This window comes from Marinomonas ostreistagni, assembly GCF_016461785.1.
In the GTDB taxonomy this organism is placed as follows: Bacteria; Pseudomonadota; Gammaproteobacteria; order Pseudomonadales; family Marinomonadaceae; genus Marinomonas; species Marinomonas ostreistagni_A.
On the sequence record NZ_JAEMUH010000009.1, the window covers coordinates 158,490 to 174,101 of the forward strand.

General features: G+C 47.6%; 12 protein-coding genes. 6 read left to right on the top strand and 6 right to left on the bottom strand.

Annotated features, from left to right (window positions below; genetic code table 11):
- Nucleotides 1-7: 7 nt before the first annotated feature.
- The 6 genes from pstA to JHD44_RS11035 all read right to left on the bottom strand — a co-directional run bounded on the left by pstA (nucleotide 8) and on the right by JHD44_RS11035 (nucleotide 7,310).
- Nucleotides 8-1,720, bottom strand: coding sequence for a phosphate ABC transporter permease PstA (gene pstA / locus JHD44_RS11010; protein WP_199462796.1), 1,713 nt, complete (start codon nucleotides 1,718-1,720; stop codon nucleotides 8-10).
- On the bottom strand, nucleotides 1,720-3,972 hold the full coding sequence (locus JHD44_RS11015; protein WP_199462797.1) for an ABC transporter permease subunit: 2,253 nt from the start codon (nucleotides 3,970-3,972) through the stop codon (nucleotides 1,720-1,722). The genes pstA and JHD44_RS11015 overlap by 1 nt, the downstream gene beginning before the upstream one ends.
- Nucleotides 3,973-4,091: 119 nt before the next feature.
- Entirely contained in the window at nucleotides 4,092-5,060 is a 969-nt protein-coding gene (locus JHD44_RS11020) for a PstS family phosphate ABC transporter substrate-binding protein (RefSeq protein ID WP_199462798.1), read from the bottom strand.
- Nucleotides 5,061-5,243: 183 nt separating this feature from the next.
- Nucleotides 5,244-5,564 (bottom strand): hypothetical protein, encoded by a 321-nt coding sequence (locus JHD44_RS11025; RefSeq protein ID WP_199462799.1) that lies wholly within the window; start codon nucleotides 5,562-5,564, stop codon nucleotides 5,244-5,246.
- Nucleotides 5,565-5,571: 7 nt separating this feature from the next.
- Nucleotides 5,572-6,108: a hypothetical protein gene (locus tag JHD44_RS11030; protein WP_199462800.1), complete on the bottom strand. Its 537-nt coding sequence runs from the start codon at nucleotides 6,106-6,108 to the stop codon at nucleotides 5,572-5,574.
- Nucleotides 6,105-7,310: a PepSY-associated TM helix domain-containing protein gene (locus JHD44_RS11035; RefSeq protein ID WP_199462801.1), complete on the bottom strand. Its 1,206-nt coding sequence runs from the start codon at nucleotides 7,308-7,310 to the stop codon at nucleotides 6,105-6,107. Before JHD44_RS11035 ends, JHD44_RS11030 begins: the two co-directional genes overlap by 4 nt.
- A 271-nt stretch (nucleotides 7,311-7,581) precedes the next feature.
- On the opposite strand from JHD44_RS11035, the gene JHD44_RS11040 reads away from it, so the two are divergent.
- The 6 genes from JHD44_RS11040 (at nucleotide 7,582) to JHD44_RS11065 (ending at nucleotide 15,508) form a co-directional block, all read left to right on the top strand.
- Complete coding sequence (locus JHD44_RS11040) at nucleotides 7,582-8,103, top strand: TRAP transporter small permease subunit (protein ID WP_133561639.1); 522 nt, start codon at nucleotides 7,582-7,584, stop codon at nucleotides 8,101-8,103.
- A gap of 1 nt (nucleotide 8,104) precedes the next feature.
- A complete protein-coding gene (locus tag JHD44_RS11045) occupies nucleotides 8,105-9,496 on the top strand; it encodes a TRAP transporter large permease (protein ID WP_199462802.1) in 1,392 nt (463 codons plus the stop codon).
- Between the two features lie 17 nt (nucleotides 9,497-9,513).
- On the top strand, nucleotides 9,514-10,470 hold the full coding sequence (locus JHD44_RS11050) for an NADPH:quinone reductase (RefSeq protein ID WP_199462803.1): 957 nt from the start codon (nucleotides 9,514-9,516) through the stop codon (nucleotides 10,468-10,470).
- A gap of 109 nt (nucleotides 10,471-10,579) precedes the next feature.
- Nucleotides 10,580-11,356 carry a helix-turn-helix domain-containing protein gene (locus JHD44_RS11055; RefSeq protein ID WP_199462804.1) on the top strand — a complete coding sequence of 259 codons (777 nt, stop codon included), beginning with the start codon at nucleotides 10,580-10,582 and terminating at the stop codon, nucleotides 11,354-11,356.
- A 315-nt stretch (nucleotides 11,357-11,671) separates the two neighbouring features.
- Nucleotides 11,672-14,794: a bifunctional proline dehydrogenase/L-glutamate gamma-semialdehyde dehydrogenase PutA gene (gene putA, locus JHD44_RS11060; RefSeq protein ID WP_199462805.1), complete on the top strand. Its 3,123-nt coding sequence runs from the start codon at nucleotides 11,672-11,674 to the stop codon at nucleotides 14,792-14,794.
- 24 nt (nucleotides 14,795-14,818) lie between these two features.
- On the top strand, nucleotides 14,819-15,508 hold the full coding sequence (locus JHD44_RS11065; RefSeq protein ID WP_199462806.1) for a 1-pyrroline-5-carboxylate dehydrogenase: 690 nt from the start codon (nucleotides 14,819-14,821) through the stop codon (nucleotides 15,506-15,508).
- Nucleotides 15,509-15,612 lie beyond the last annotated feature (104 nt).

The following is a 15,612-nucleotide window of genomic DNA, read 5'->3' on the forward strand; positions in this document are numbered from 1 at the left end:
CGCCGTCTTACATTTCCAGCGATTTGTATTTTTCACGTAGGTGGTTACGGATGGTAACGGCTGCTAAGTTAAGCAATGCAATCACGATTACCAATAATAGTGCCGTCGCGTAAACCAATGGGCGCGCTGCCTCTACGTTCGGGCTTTGGAAGCCCACATCATAAATATGGAAGCCCAAGTGCATGAACTTCTGATCCAAGTGGATGAATGGGTAGTTACCATCCAATGGTAGCGATGGAGCTAGTTTTACCACGCCCACAAGCATCAGCGGAGCTACCTCACCGGCAGCACGGGCTACCGCTAGGATAACACCGGTCATGATCGCTGGGCTGGCCATTGGCAAGACCACACGCCATAGTGTTTCTGCTTTGGTGGCACCCAATGCCAAAGAACCTTCACGTACGTTACGCGGAATGCGTGATAGACCTTCTTCTGTCGCTACGATGACCACTGGCACGGTTAGCAGTGCGAGCGTGATCGATGCCCACATTAGACCACCGGTACCGAACGTCGGTGACGGTAACGCTTCTGGGAAGAACGCTTGGTCGATTCCCGAACCTAGGAAGTAAACGAAGAAACCTAGACCAAATACACCGTATACGATCGATGGTACACCCGCTAAGTTGTTTACTGCGATACGAATGGTACGTGTCACAAAACCTTGCGATGCGTATTCACGTAGGTAAACCGCCGCCACGACACCAAATGGTGTCACCAGGATGGTCATCAACAGTACCATCATTACTGTACCGAAGATCGCAGGGAACACACCACCTTCCGTGTTCGCTTCACGTGGTTCAGCAGTTAGGAACTCCACCACTTTTGAACCGTAGAAGCCTAGTTTCTCAGCAATGCCCATCGCATTAGGACGGTAAGCACGCACAACTTTCGCCACTTGCAGCTCATGTACGCTGCCATCCATCACCTGTACCACAAAGGTATCACGGTTGATTTCGGCGTATAGGTCGATCAGACGTTGCTGTAATGCTTCGTACAGCGCATCTTGCTCTGCACGTTGCGCATCGATGTCCGCCAACTTCGCTGGCGTCAGTTCGTTGTTCAACTCAAGACGACGCTGCTCCAGACGAAGACGTTCTAGCTTGTGGTTGATCGCACCGATTTCGTCTTTTTCCACTTCATGGATGTCGTCGTAAATCGTTGTCGCACGCTCGATACTACGTTCCAAGGCTGCCCAAGTCGCCAACGCTGAATCCGTTGGCGTTAGGTCCGCTGTTTCAGCAACGACCTTGCCGTCTTCTTTCACGGCTTTTAGGTAACCGTATAGGTTGCCCCACTCATGACGTTCCGCTGCGAACAGCATCTCAGGTTGAGTAATATCGGTGAAGTACTCATCGATCACCCAACGGAAGTCAGAGCCATATACATCACGGTTACCTGTCTTCATTAGAGAGCGCATCATTAGGTCATGATGGTCCGCCACATCGATGCCAGCTTCACGTAGTTGAGCTGCAGGTACTTCCGCGGACTCAACTCGCTCCGCAACCAATGTGTATGGCGTTGAGCCAGGTAGGCTGTATGTTCCTTGGTTAATGTCCGCTGGCCAAAAGTGACCTAGACCACGTACCGCAATCAGCGCCAATAGACCAATTACCATGATCACACAGATAGCGACTGCACCTGCGTTTAGCCATACCCATGGATCACCAGACTTCACCCACTGGGATACGGTTTGATTCTTAATTTTTAGTTCATTACTCATTATAGCGACCCGTATTTCTTACGTAGGTGCTGACGCACGGATTCAGCGATGGTGTTCACAATAAAGGTGAAGGCAAACAACACAAACGCTGCCAAGAACAAGATACGGTAGTGCGAGCTACCCACTTCGGATTCCGGTACTTCCACGGCCAAGTTCGCCGCCAAGGTACGCATACCTTCGAAGATGTTGAAGTCCATGATTGGCGTGTTACCCGTCGCCATCAATACGATCATGGTTTCACCCACTGCACGACCCATACCGATCATGATGGCAGAGAAGATACCTGGACTTGCAGTTGGTAGTACTACGCGTGTCATGGTTTGCCAGTACGTCGCACCCAATGCTAAGGAGCCCTGTGTTAGCGCTTTTGGCACTGAGAAAATTGCGTCTTCAGTGATCGAGAAGATCGTTGGAATCACCGCAAAGCCCATCGCAAAACCAACGACTAGGGCATTACGTTGGTCGAACGTGATACCTAGATCGTTAGTGATAAAGCCACGGATGTTACCGTCGAAGAAACTCAATTCGATCACTGGGCTCATCGCCACACAGAACCAGCCGAGTAACACAACGACAGGAATCAGCAGCATTGGCTGCCAGCCATCTGGCACCATAAAGCGAATGCTTTGTGGCATACGAGACCAAATAAAAGCGAACAGTAAGATTCCCAGTGGTAAAACGATCAGAATGCTGAACGCCGCCGCTAAGTTTTCTTCCAAGAATGGTGCAAAGAATAGACCGGCCAAGAAACCTAGGATAACCGTCGGTAGTGCTTCCATTAATTCGATGACTGGCTTCACTTTACGACGTAAACCTGGTGCCATGAAGTAAGCCGTGTAGATCGCACCACAGATCGCTAGCGGAACCGCCATCAACATGGCATAGAACGCGGCTTTAAGGGTACCAAATGCCAGTGGCATCAAGCTGTATTTTGGCTCGAAGTCGTTGTTCGCAGCAGAGGACTGCCAAGTGTAAGTCGGTTCTTGATAACCTTCGTACCACACTTTACCCCAGATCGATGACCAAGAGACTTCAGGGTGTTCGTTGTCAACTTCGAAGAAATGCAGGCCTTTACCGTCTTCTAGTAATAGACCGTTAGCACGAGGTGCGAAGCTGATCATGGTCGCTGAGCCATCACTGATACGTTCATCAATCACCTGACGACTAGACGTTGCGTTGAAGATCGATACCACACCACGGTCATCCAAGGTAGCAAAGCCTTTACGACGGTGCTCCATCGCCATGTCGACTAGACCCGTTGGGTGCTTCACATCGCGAATGTAAGTCAGATGCTCAACATTGTTATCATCACGTACATTGAACCATTGGCTCACACGACCGGCACTGTCTGCCACCATGACAGATGACTGACCTAGCAAGTAACGCATCGAAACTAACTGGGCATCACCATCGATTAAATCGATTTGCTCTTTCAGTTGCACGTCATCAATGTCACGAATATCAAACTCAGACATATCCCCCGCAGCATTCGCTACGTACAAGTAACGTTGATCACCCGAAATCAATAGTGAATGGGTGCCGTCTACAAATGGAATGTCTGCACTGTCTTCTGTTAACTCGACTTCTTCCGTGATGAAGTTAACGTCTTTTGATAAACGCACGACTTGTGCTTGCTGATCACCCACAACCGCCAATGTCATACGGTCTTCGTTGTCACGAATGCTCAAGTGGCGAGGTGCGAAATCGGCGGCTTGGATACCCTCTGTACCGTATGGGTATTCAATGCTTGGCGTGATCACACGCTCACCTTCAGGATAGGTCGTCTTGTACACTTGTTGTGCCACAAGAACACGGCCATCAGCGTACGCGAAGGCAATCATACGGCTGGTGTCAGACTCAACGGCAAATGCTGTAGGCTGACCTAACGGGTTTTTAACGTTCTCGATAACGCTACCGTCGGCCACGTTGAAGTACACCATGTCGCCATTTTCAGCCACACGGAAGCCCACTTCTGCTTGCTCTTCTGATGTGAGATATAAACTTTTACCTGACTCTGCAGCAGGCACGGCATAGCTGTCTTTTTGTTCAATACTGGCACCTGAAAATAGGGGTGCAACCTCATACATTAGATAGAAACATATCAGTAGGACAGCCAAAATCACACTGCTACCGCCGATGGCTATGCCAACGCTCGCACTGCGATCTTTGAATGCACGAACTTTACGATGACGCTTCAATGCTGGCGTATCGAAATCCAGTTCGGGTATTTTTTGATCCGCTTTTGTACTCATCCGATTTCACTTTTTATGACATTTTTGTGACAGTTAGGGACATAACAAAAGCAGGAGAGATCAAGTCTCTCCTGCTCCGTTGCATCCTGCAAACGTTCCTTGTTATCCAGTATCTCTTATTACTGAATACCTAGGTCAGATAGGTATTTAGCTGATACTTTCGCTGGTAGTGGAACGTAACCGTCTTTCACTACAACTTCTTGACCCATTTTTGAAAGAACCATCTTAACGAACTCACGCTCTAGTGGAGCTAGTGGTTTGTTAGGTGCTTTGTTTACGTAAACGTAAAGGAAGCGAGACAGTGGGTATTTACCCGTCGCAGCGTTTTCTGGCGTTGCTTCGATTAGCTCACCGCCTTCTTTCTTAGCAAGTGGCAAGGCACGAACTGAAGACGTTTTGTAACCGATACCAGAGTAACCGATACCGTTAAGGGACGTAGAAACTGACTGTACTACAGAAGCAGAACCTGGCTGCTCGTTTACAGAGTTTTTGAAGTCACCTTTGAATAGAGCATTTGATTTGAAGTAACCGTAAGTACCAGATACTGAGTTACGACCAAATAGCTGAACATCGCGGTTCGCCCAAGCGCCTTCAAGGCCAGCTGCACCCCAGTTAGTGATGTCTTCGCTGTGACCACCCTTACGAGTAGAAGAGAAGATCGCATCCACTTCTGGAAGAGATAGACCTTTGATTGGGTTGTCTTTGTGTACGAATACTGCTAGAGCATCGATTGCCACTGGGATTGCAGTTGGCTTGTAGCCGTATTTCTTCTCGAATGCTGCAATCTCTTTGTCTTTCATTTGACGGGACATTGGACCGAAGTTAGAAGTACCTTCAGTAAGCGCTGGTGGCGCAGTAGAAGAGCCAGCTGCTTGGATCTGGATGTTCACGTTAGGGTAAAGACGTTTGAAGTCTTCTGCCCATAGTGTCATTAGGTTCGCTAGCGTGTCAGAGCCAACGCTAGAGATGTTACCTGATACACCACTTGCTTTAGTGTAAGAAGGTAGGTTTGCATCAACGTCTGCCATTACGTTAGCAGAAACACCTGCTAGAGTAGACACTGCTAGAGTCGCAACTAGTTTTTTCATCACTTCAACCTCAATGGTTATCGTCAGTTTTGTATGAATCGAAATCTTTATCAGAGAGCCCGAATAAACTTCGTTTTCTTTCGATGATGAGAACTATAAAGAGACTTTGTGACAGTAATGTTAAAGCTTGAAATATTCTGATTTTTTTTAGCAGGCGCTAAAGGCGCCTGCTAAAAAGTAGAGCTATGGCGTTTTGATTTGATCCCAGTCTACTTCTACTGTATGACCTGGTCCCGCATCAAGTAGGATATAAAACTCCCTTCCAAGCTGCTGAAATTCGACACTTGAACGATCATTAAATGTTTTACTAGCTATGATTTCTTCATCATAAGAAATTAAATCAACCGTAATGCCTTGTGCACTAGAGCCATCGGAAAAACCACCTATGCAGACAATGTTTGACGCTTCATTGGTACACTCCAGAAATGGAAAATGTGCAAACGAAGTCTGTGAAAACACCGCCATTAAGACCGCTAACAATGTTTGAAAATGCCTAAGTTTCAAAATTTTATTACTCCTGTAGCTGCTTTAAAAACTGTACGGTTGCTGGAGAAGCTTCCTCTAGAGTCCATTGTGTTTGGTGAAGAGCGCCATCCCACCCCTCTAAAGTGAGCCAAACAAGCTGCTCAGTTGACGTATTTTCTGCTACAGGCATGGTAAAACTCATATGATAGGGTGAGCCAAAACCAATAACACCAGCAGTACGTAAATTACGGGGTTTCCCTAAGCGTATGTACACTGCTTTTACATCCTCTGCACACTCTTGGCAAAGTGCGGCATTAAACGTCTTCATATATCCCGCAGGCCCATCCAAAATTGGCCCCGCTTCAAACTGTTCTGCTAATGTAATCGTCCAAGGCCCTACCTGCCGAGAGCCAACAGTGCGTTCACCCAATCCATTAGCACCTCCAAATATTGACATCAACTCAATATAAGATGGTGTGAGTACAATCGGAATTAGGATTAATAATCCACTTAAATGAAAGCGCCAGCGAAACCAGAGCGAGCTCTTATTCATACCTTTGCTACGTTGTCTGACTTCCCTCATGACAGGCCACCTGATAAGTTCGAAAAAGCCTTTTTCTGGCGAAAAGCGGCTTTGGTGGCCTTGAAGGTACGAATGGTCCAGATACGCATACCGCTAAATATCATCATCGTAAGCAGTACTCCAAAAAAGAAATACACCAATTTCAACGATAATCCGACGAAGTCACCTGTATGCAGCGCACGCATGGATAAGCGTGTCAGCATCAAACCTGGCTGCTCAGAGACACGCATCGCCTCATCAATGGTTCCAGTGTATGGATTCACTAAAAAGCTTTCATGAACTAAGGGAAACGCTTGGCTACGCCCAAGAATTCGATAATGGTCAAATGCTGTACTAGGGAAATAGAGCATTTGTGCCTCAACATTTTCATATCTCGAGTTCACCTTTGCGATGGCTTGATCAGCTAATAGTAGTGGAGGCCTTCCTTCCTGAGAGGTAGGGACATCATCTCTAGCCACATAAATAGGTGCTGTCGATACCCCATTAAAGGGTACTCCCACCTCGAACAGCAGCCCTTGTATTAAAAACCAAATAGTTGTGATGGAAATGATAAAAATAAACGGGATCGACCAGATGCCCGCTAAACGGTGGAAATCTCCCCAGAACACTCGTGCTCCACGGTTAACCCGTAAACGCGGATGCAAGAAACCACGCCAAAACTTCTTATACACCACCAAGCCTGTGATCAGCGATAAGAGCATAGGGATGCCTAAAATACTCACCATGTACCAGCCTAAACTGTAGCGAGTGAAGCCTGTATTGAAAGGAATCAGTAACCATCCATGAATCGCACGCACAAACTGACGAAAATTAAACCCTGTTGCGGCCCGCCCCTGAATTTCACCTGTGTATGGATTGATAAATACATTTTCACTTGTGGAGTCGGGGTAACTAATCTCAGCAGTCAGGGCGAATTGGGATTTTACTGGGCGAGTAATTTGCTCTATATACGCCCCTGGAAAGTCCCGTTCAATCACATCAATCACCTCATCAAAGCTCAACACGGTTGCCGCATCATTAGGTGGATTTGCTCTTACACTGGAGTCAAACAACCAGACAATCTCTTGACTAACGGTAGCAATAGTCCCAGTCAAACAGATAAAGAAAAGAAACAACCAAATAGGCATCGCTAACCAGCTATGCAGTAAAAACCACCACTGCGACCGTTTCTGATGCGTTTTGATTTTAGGATCGACATTCATATAAAGAGCCTAGGAAAGTGAAAAATAGTTTACGCAAATTATGACTTCACTACTCATGCCACTTTAACCCTCGAAAAAGGGTACTCTTCACCATCACTTTACTCAGTTTTTGCATAATCCTATTGCTCAACAGATACGACAAAAAGCGGGGGCATCCTGCCAAATAAGTGATAAATCATTCACTATTTAATAGATATCCAATAGACTGACGCCTCGGATTTTTCCGCCTTTCTATATTACAAAAGCAAAAAAATAGCCTGTGGGTTTAACTATGTTTAACAAAATCGTATGCGGTGCCGAAGGCATTTCCTCCGTCGTGGGGAAATGTGTCGCTTGGCTTACCCTTCTTATGATGTTGCTGACCTGTCTAATAGTGTTGCTACGCTATGGGCTGGGCATCGGCTCCATCGCTCTGCAAGAGTCTGTGCTTTATATGCATGCTATGGTGTTTATGCTCGGCGCAGCGTACACCTTCAAAGACGATGAACATGTGCGAGTAGACGTGCTTTACCGAGATTTCTCACCGCGTAAAAAAGCTTGGGTGAATATCTTAGGGGGCTTGTTCTTCTTATTGCCATTCTGTGCTTACACCGCTTACATGAGTATCGACTACGTCGCCGCTTCTTGGCGTGTACTAGAAACATCACAAGAGCCAGGTGGTCTGCCATTCGTCTACCTATTAAAAACACTGATTCCAATAATGATGGCGCTACTGATTATTCAGGGCATCGCTGACATTCTTAAGAACCTAGGTGTGGTATTCAATAAACAGCAATTAACGGAGGCACAATAAGGTGGCTGAGTTTTTACCTTTATGGCTATTCGCCGGTGTCTGTGTGTTTCTTCTATTCGGTTACCCGGTTGCCTTCTCTCTTGGTGGTACAGCACTGCTGTTCGCTGCCGGTGGCGCGATGTTTGGAACGTTCGATGCGGTATTCCTAGAAGCCTTACCAAACCGCTTGTTTGGTATCGTGCGCAATGAAACCCTGATTGCCGTACCGTTGTTTGTCTTGATGGGTGTTCTACTAGAAAAATCTAAGCTAGCTGAGCGCCTATTGGATTCCATGGCGATGCTGTTCGGCACACTGCGAGGTGGTTTGGGTATTTCGGTGATCTTGGTGGGCATGTTGATGGCGGCCAGCACCGGTATCGTAGGTGCAACTGTGGTCACCATGGGCATGATCTCTCTGCCAACCATGCTGCGGCGTGGTTACGATCCCGCTCTAGCTACCGGTACTATTTGTGCGACCGGAACCCTTGGCCAAATCATTCCGCCGTCAATCGCCCTCGTACTACTAGGTGATGTCATGTCCAATGCCTTCCAAAAGGCACAATTGGAAATGGGCGTATTCTCTCCTAAAACGGTGTCCGTAGGTGACTTATTTGTCGGTGCTTTGATCCCTGGTTTAATCTTGGTCGCCCTGTACATTGCTTACGTAGCAGGTGTGGCGTGGCTACAACCGCATAAAGCCCCAGCCGTACCAAAAGAAGAACTGCGCCGTGGTGTGGACGATTCTTCTTTAGCACTTGAGATCATCAAAGGCTTATTGCCACCGTTGCTCCTGATCCTTGCGGTATTAGGCTCGATCCTTGGCGGTCTAGCAACACCGACAGAAGCAGCAGGTGTTGGCGCATTCGGTGCCGCTATCCTAGCGTGGGCATCCGGTAAGCTGTCGTTACAAACTCTTAAAGAGTGTGTACTGTCGACCACAAAGGTCACCGGCATGGTATTTATGATCCTAGTCGGTGCGTCACTGTTCTCGTTGGTCTTCCGTGGTTTTGGCGGTGAAGAACTGATCCATGAGTTCTTTAACCAACTGCCTGGTGGTGTCATCAGCGCAGTCTTAATCGTCATGTTGGTGATGTTCTTCCTAGGCTTTATTTTAGACTTCATCGAAATCACCTTCGTTGTGGTGCCTATCGTTGCCCCAGTATTGTTGGCAATGGGCCTAGATCCAATCTGGTTAGGTATTATGATGGCGATCAACCTACAAACGTCATTCCTAACACCACCGTTTGGTTTCGCCCTGTTCTACCTACGTGGCGTTGCGCCACCAGAAGTAAAAACGCAGTCTATCTATAAAGGTGTGATTCCTTTTATTTTGATTCAATTGTTCGTACTGTTACTGCTCGCTATTTGGCCTGATCTGGCAACTTGGTTGCCTGAAACGGTCTACGCAGACTAATAATAAGAGGAGATGCTATGAAAGCTATGCAAGTGAACGATTATGGACCAGCAAGTGATTTAACGCTGGTAGATGCTGAAAAGCCCACCATCAACGATGATCAAATACTGGTTCAAATCGGAGCCTCTGGGGTTAACCCAGTCGATACTTACATTCGTTCTGGCATCAATAACTACACCGCGTCATTTCCTCATACCCCTGGCAATGACGGCGCGGGGACGATTGTCGAAGTCGGTAGCAATGTAAAAGAGTTTAGCATTGGCCAACGGGTATATTTCTCGCGCAACCTAACCGGCTCTGCAGCAGAGTATGCCGTCACCCTACCGACGCATACCTTCCCGTTAGCGGATGCGTTGAGCTTTGCTGAAGGTGCTTGCCTAGGTGTTCCTTACACCACAGCCCATCGTGCTCTATTTGGCCGCGCTCACGCCCAAGCGGGCGAGCGTGTTCTAGTGCACGGTGCAACCGGTGCAGTGGGGATTGCAACGGTTCAGCTTGCGCTGGCGGCTGGTATGAGTGTTGTGGCTTCTGCAGGCACTATTGAAGGCGCGAACCTTCTACGTGCCCAAGGTGTTCAAGAAGTCATCATGCACAACCAAGAAGGTTATCTAACCCCTTACCAATCACTGCAAACTGGCTTTGATGTGATCATCGAGATGCTGGCTAACCATAACCTTGACCAGGACCTCAAAGCACTGGCATTTGGTGGTCGTGTGGCCGTTATCGGTAACCGTGGCACCGTAGACATTAACCCACGAGATCTGATGGCTCGCGATGCCGCAGTGATGGGAGTAGCCTTGGCAAATGCTACACCGGATGCTCTGAAACGTATCGCCCAAGCGATGTTGCCATTGTTTGAAAAAGGCGTATTGAAACCGGTGATTCGTAAAGAGTACGCTCTGACTGAATTACCACAGGCCCATGAAGATGTAATGAAAAGTGGCGCTCAAGGGAACCTAGTTGTTGTCTTGTAACCTTCACCAGAGGGCAGATTCTCTGCCCTCTTTCATTTTCCCTCTACTCAATTTCCCGCGACCCCGCTATACTTTCACTGTTTGATTGAATAAAAAGTAGGCAATTTACTTGGCTCCCTCTGATTCTGATGTCTTTAGCTTGCCCGACGTGGCAGACACACATGACCACAACTACCATCAGCTAGTTGTCGTACTTGATGGAAACACCGACTTTGATTTGGAAAGTCGCGGTGGTCGTCAAATGCGTTCTGGCAGTGGCTGTATTGTGCCATCGGCAGAAGGCCATCAATTTGTCGGTCTCGGAGACAATCGTATTATGGTGGTAAACTTGCCAGTCCCACCGCAAAAAGCTATTACTGACGAAGAATACGAAGTGGTGTCACGGTTGTTTGATCAAGCGGCCTACTTTGAGCTAAACCCACGTTTACAGGTATTGGCGTCCGCTCTATCGGGTGAATTACAACAATATCCAGAAGACATTCTTTTGGCGCGCGCCTGTGGTAATACGCTTCTCAGCGCTATTCGTCACCAGCTAAATAACCAAAATATTAAAACCCGTGGCCAGCAGTTGGATATCGAAAAGCTTGATCAATTTATTGAGCTTAATTTGTCTCGCCGTGTACAAATTAGCCAACTTGCTAACTTCTGTTTTTTAAGTGTGAGTCAGTTTCACGAGCGCTTTAAAGAGCGTACAGGTATGACGCCGCACCAATATCTGATTCGTAAACGCCTTGAACGAGCGCAGTTATTATTGCGTGACGGCCATACCCCAGTTCAAGTAGCGGAAATGTGCGGTTTTTCAAGTCAAAGCGCCATGACCAGTACCTTTTCACAAACCCTTGGCATCACTCCTTTGAAATATCAAAAACAGTTCCGTAGTAGCTGATTTCTTACCATAATCCTGCACTAGTTTTTAGCATTTAGCGCCATTTATGCTCTTTATTGGCGCAGATAGCAGCTTGTTTACAACACTAATAAATTCTGTCGGATTTTCTTATAAAAAAAGCCGAGTATTACGAAAGACGCTGTCACCTCTCTGTCACTATATTTCTCTCACAGTACGAAGATGACGTTTATTACACGTTTGCTAGCTTGTGTTTTTCACTTCCTTTGCAACACTTTACGTAAAACGTCTTCATAACAATACAAAACGGTTTTATACGGAAACAATGCTTTCCGGTTGTCGTGGGAGAATCTAACTATGTTTAACGCACTCGAGGTTTTACAACCAACTATTCTTGAGCGCCCCCTAAACGAACTGTGGCAGCGTATTTCACCGCTGTACAGCGCGGATGAAGAGCAGTGGCTAACAGAACTATTGAAGCTTGCTGAACCAACTGATGCGCAGCTAAAAGCCAGCACAGATGCCGCGACAACCTTGATCGAGCAAGTACGTAAAGACGATGAGTCCATGTCAATGATTGACTCACTGTTGCTTGAGTACAGCCTAGATACTAAAGAAGGTATCTTGCTAATGTGTTTGGCAGAAGCTTTAATGCGTGTGCCAGACAAAGAAACCGCTGATGCGTTCATCAAAGACCGTCTAAGTGTTGCTGACTGGGCTTCTCACGTTAAAAACTCGGACTCATTCTTCGTTAACGCGTCGACTTGGGGACTATTGCTGACGGGTAAAATCGTCACTATGGACGAAACCAAAGATGGTCAGCCAGCGAACCTGATCAACCGTATGGTGAACCGTGTTTCTGAGCCAGTGATCCGTAAAGCCATGAACCAAGCTATGAAGATCATGGGTCACCAATTCGTGCTTGGTCGTTCTATCAGCGAAGCCTTGTCACGTGGTAAGAGCTACCGCGACAAAGGCTACACTTACTCATTCGACATGTTAGGTGAAGCGGCTCTGACCGCTGCTGATGCCGACAAATACCTTAAGTCTTACGAACAAGCCATCGAATCCGTTGGTCAAGACACTTACAATAAGGGCCACCGCCCAACGATCTCAATCAAACTGTCCGCGCTACACCCACGTTACGAAGTTGGCTGTGAAGAGCGTGTCATGACAGAATTGTTTGACAGCGTAAAAGGTCTAATAAAAAAAGCCCGCGCATTGAACGTTGGTATCACTATCGACGCAGAAGAAGCGGACCGTTTAGAGCTATCACTACACCTGTTTGAAAAGCTGTTCCGTGACGAAAGCACAAAAGGCTGGGGACTGTTTGGTCTGGTTGTACAAGCCTACTCGAAGCGTTGTCTTCCTGTTCTAAACTGGCTAGCAGCGCTTGCAAAAGACGTGGGTGATCGTATTCCTTTGCGTTTGGTAAAAGGTGCTTACTGGGATTCTGAGATCAAGCTGTGTCAGCAACGTGGTCTAAGTGGTTACCCAGTTTACACACGCAAAGAATCAACTGATGTTTCATACCTTGCTTGTGCAAACTTCCTATTAAGTGCACACACACGTCAGTGGATCTTCCCACAATTCGCAAGCCACAATGCGCACACGATTGCGACTATTGCTACGATTGCAGAAAACTTGGGCGCAACCACTAACGAGTACGAATTCCAACGTCTACACGGCATGGGTGATGCACTTTACAACCGCCTAATCAAAGACAAAGACGTTTGTGTTCGTATTTACGCGCCAGTTGGTAGCCACAAAGATTTGCTTCCTTACTTGGTTCGCCGCCTTCTAGAAAACGGCGCTAACAGCTCATTCGTACACCGTCTAGTGGATGCACGTTGCCCAATATCTGAGCTAGTCGATCACCCAGTGACGACGCTTAAGAGCCGTAAAACGCTGCGCAACCCATTCATCAATCTACCAAAAGACATGTTTGTTGACCGTAAAAACTCCTATGGTCCAAACATCGAGATTGAGTCTGAATGGACACCATTTAAAGCGTCTGTTGATGCCTTCATGGGTGCCGACACAACGTGGACAGCTCACCCAATCGTTGGCGGTGAAAACCTAGAAACGGACAAAGTTCGTGAAGTAAACAGCCCATACGATCACAGTCTAAACGTCGGCAAAGTGTACTGGTCCAATACTGAGATCGTAAACAAAGCCATCGATACCGCGGATGCAGCCTTCCCAGCTTGGTCTAAAACCCCAGCAACAGATCGTGCAGCTTGCCTAGAACGTATGGCAGAGCTGATGGAAGAAAACTACGCTGAGTTGGTTGCTATCTGTCACCGCGAAGCGGGTAAGACTATCCAAGATAGCATTGACGAAGTACGTGAAGCCGTCGACTTCTGTAACTACTACGCACAACAGGTTCGTCAAAACTTTGCCGCACCAAAAGTCTTCACCAACTTCCAAGGTAAGACTCAGCAGTCACAACTGACTGGCCGTGGTGTATTCGCTTGTATCAGCCCATGGAACTTCCCATTGGCGATCTTTACTGGCCAAGTTGTTGCCGCTCTTGCAGCAGGTAACGCAGTCGTGTGTAAAGCCGCTGAGCAAACCTCTTTGATTGCTTTCCGTGCCGTGCAAATGCTGCACGAAGCAGGCATTCCAAAAGACGTCTTGCACTTCCTACCTGGTAATGGTGCAACCGTAGGTGCGCCAATGACGCAACATAAACGCATCGCAGGTCTAGCGTTCACTGGTTCAACTGGCACAGCACAGTTGATCAACCGTACCTTGGCAAGCCGTGGTGTTGCTCCAGTTCCTGTGATTGCAGAAACCGGTGGTCAGAATGCGATGTTGGTTGATTCAACGTCTCTACCAGAACAGGTTGTACGTGACGCCGTTCGCTCTGCCTTTGCTTCTGCCGGTCAGCGTTGTTCTGCCCTACGTGTTTTGTTTGTTCAAGCTGACATCGCCGATCGCGTTATCCCAATGATCGCAGGCGCCATGAAAGAGCAGACGGTTGGCCTACCTTACCTACACTCAACTGATGTAGGTCCGGTAATCGATGAAAAAGCACAGAAAATGCTGCTTGATCACATCGAAGTGATGAAAAAAGAAGGTCGCCTGATCGCTCAAGCCGAGCTGCCAGAATGGGCGGACAAAGGAACTTTTGTGGCACCGACTGCGTTTGAAATCAGCAGCATCGACCAACTAAAAGATGAGAAATTCGGTCCGATCATGCACGTGGTTCGCTACAAAGCAAAAGACCTAGATAAGATCATCGATACGATTAATAACTCAGGGTTTGGTTTGACCATGGGCGTTCACAGCCGTAACGAAACCACTTGTGCTCACATTGCTAACCGTGCGCGCGTCGGTAACCTGTACATTAACCGTGACCAAGTCGGCGCTGTTGTAGGTGTACAACCATTTGGTGGCCAAGGTCTGTCTGGTACAGGTCCAAAAGCCGGTGGCCCACACTACCTACCACGCTTTGCAAAAGAGCAATTGGTTTAATCAGGCTGACAGGAGAAATAACCCATGACAATCGTAAAACCTATTCAAATCGAAGTGGCTAACCAAGTCTTTGAAGCCTGGAACCAATTAGGTGTTGCTGGCCGTGTTGCACAGCTGGAAAAAGCGATCTTTGGCCTAACACACGAACAAGCCAATATGGCCAAGTGGCAGTTAGACAATGCCCGTCACGAAATTGGCGAAGACGTTGTATTGCCAGGACCAACAGGTGAAAGCAACGTCCTATCGACCCACGGTCGCGGTGTGTTTTTAACCACTGTGCAATCCGGCATCACAGGTGACCTTGTCTCTGTTGGCCTAGTCGGTCAAATCTTTGCGGCGCTCGTAGCGGGTAACCCTGTGATTACGGTGGGACCAGAAGGCCAACAAATAATGGACACACTGGCGAAGTTTGTTCCTGAAGGCGTGGTGCAAAATGTAGCGGAATCGGCACAGGATTCCATCATTGAAGCAACCGACCTAGCTGGCGTGGCAATCATCTGTGATGTGGATAATGCCCAGCAGTTGAGCAAACGTTTAGCGGAGAAATCTGGCTTGCTATGTCAATTAGTCGAAGAGACGAGCATTGGTTCACTAAGCACCATTGGCGCGCCACACTACATTCTTCGTTTTGTGACAGAGCAAACTGTGTCAACAAATACCACTGCCATTGGCGGTAACGCAACACTACTTGAACTAGGTAGTAAAGCGGAGTAACCCCTGCGATAGATGACGTGGTTGGGATAGGCTCTCCACCTGGTACTCGCCACGTTATCTTTCTCAGTGTATTAAGCCCACTGCTGCCCTCCCTAACTTTGCAG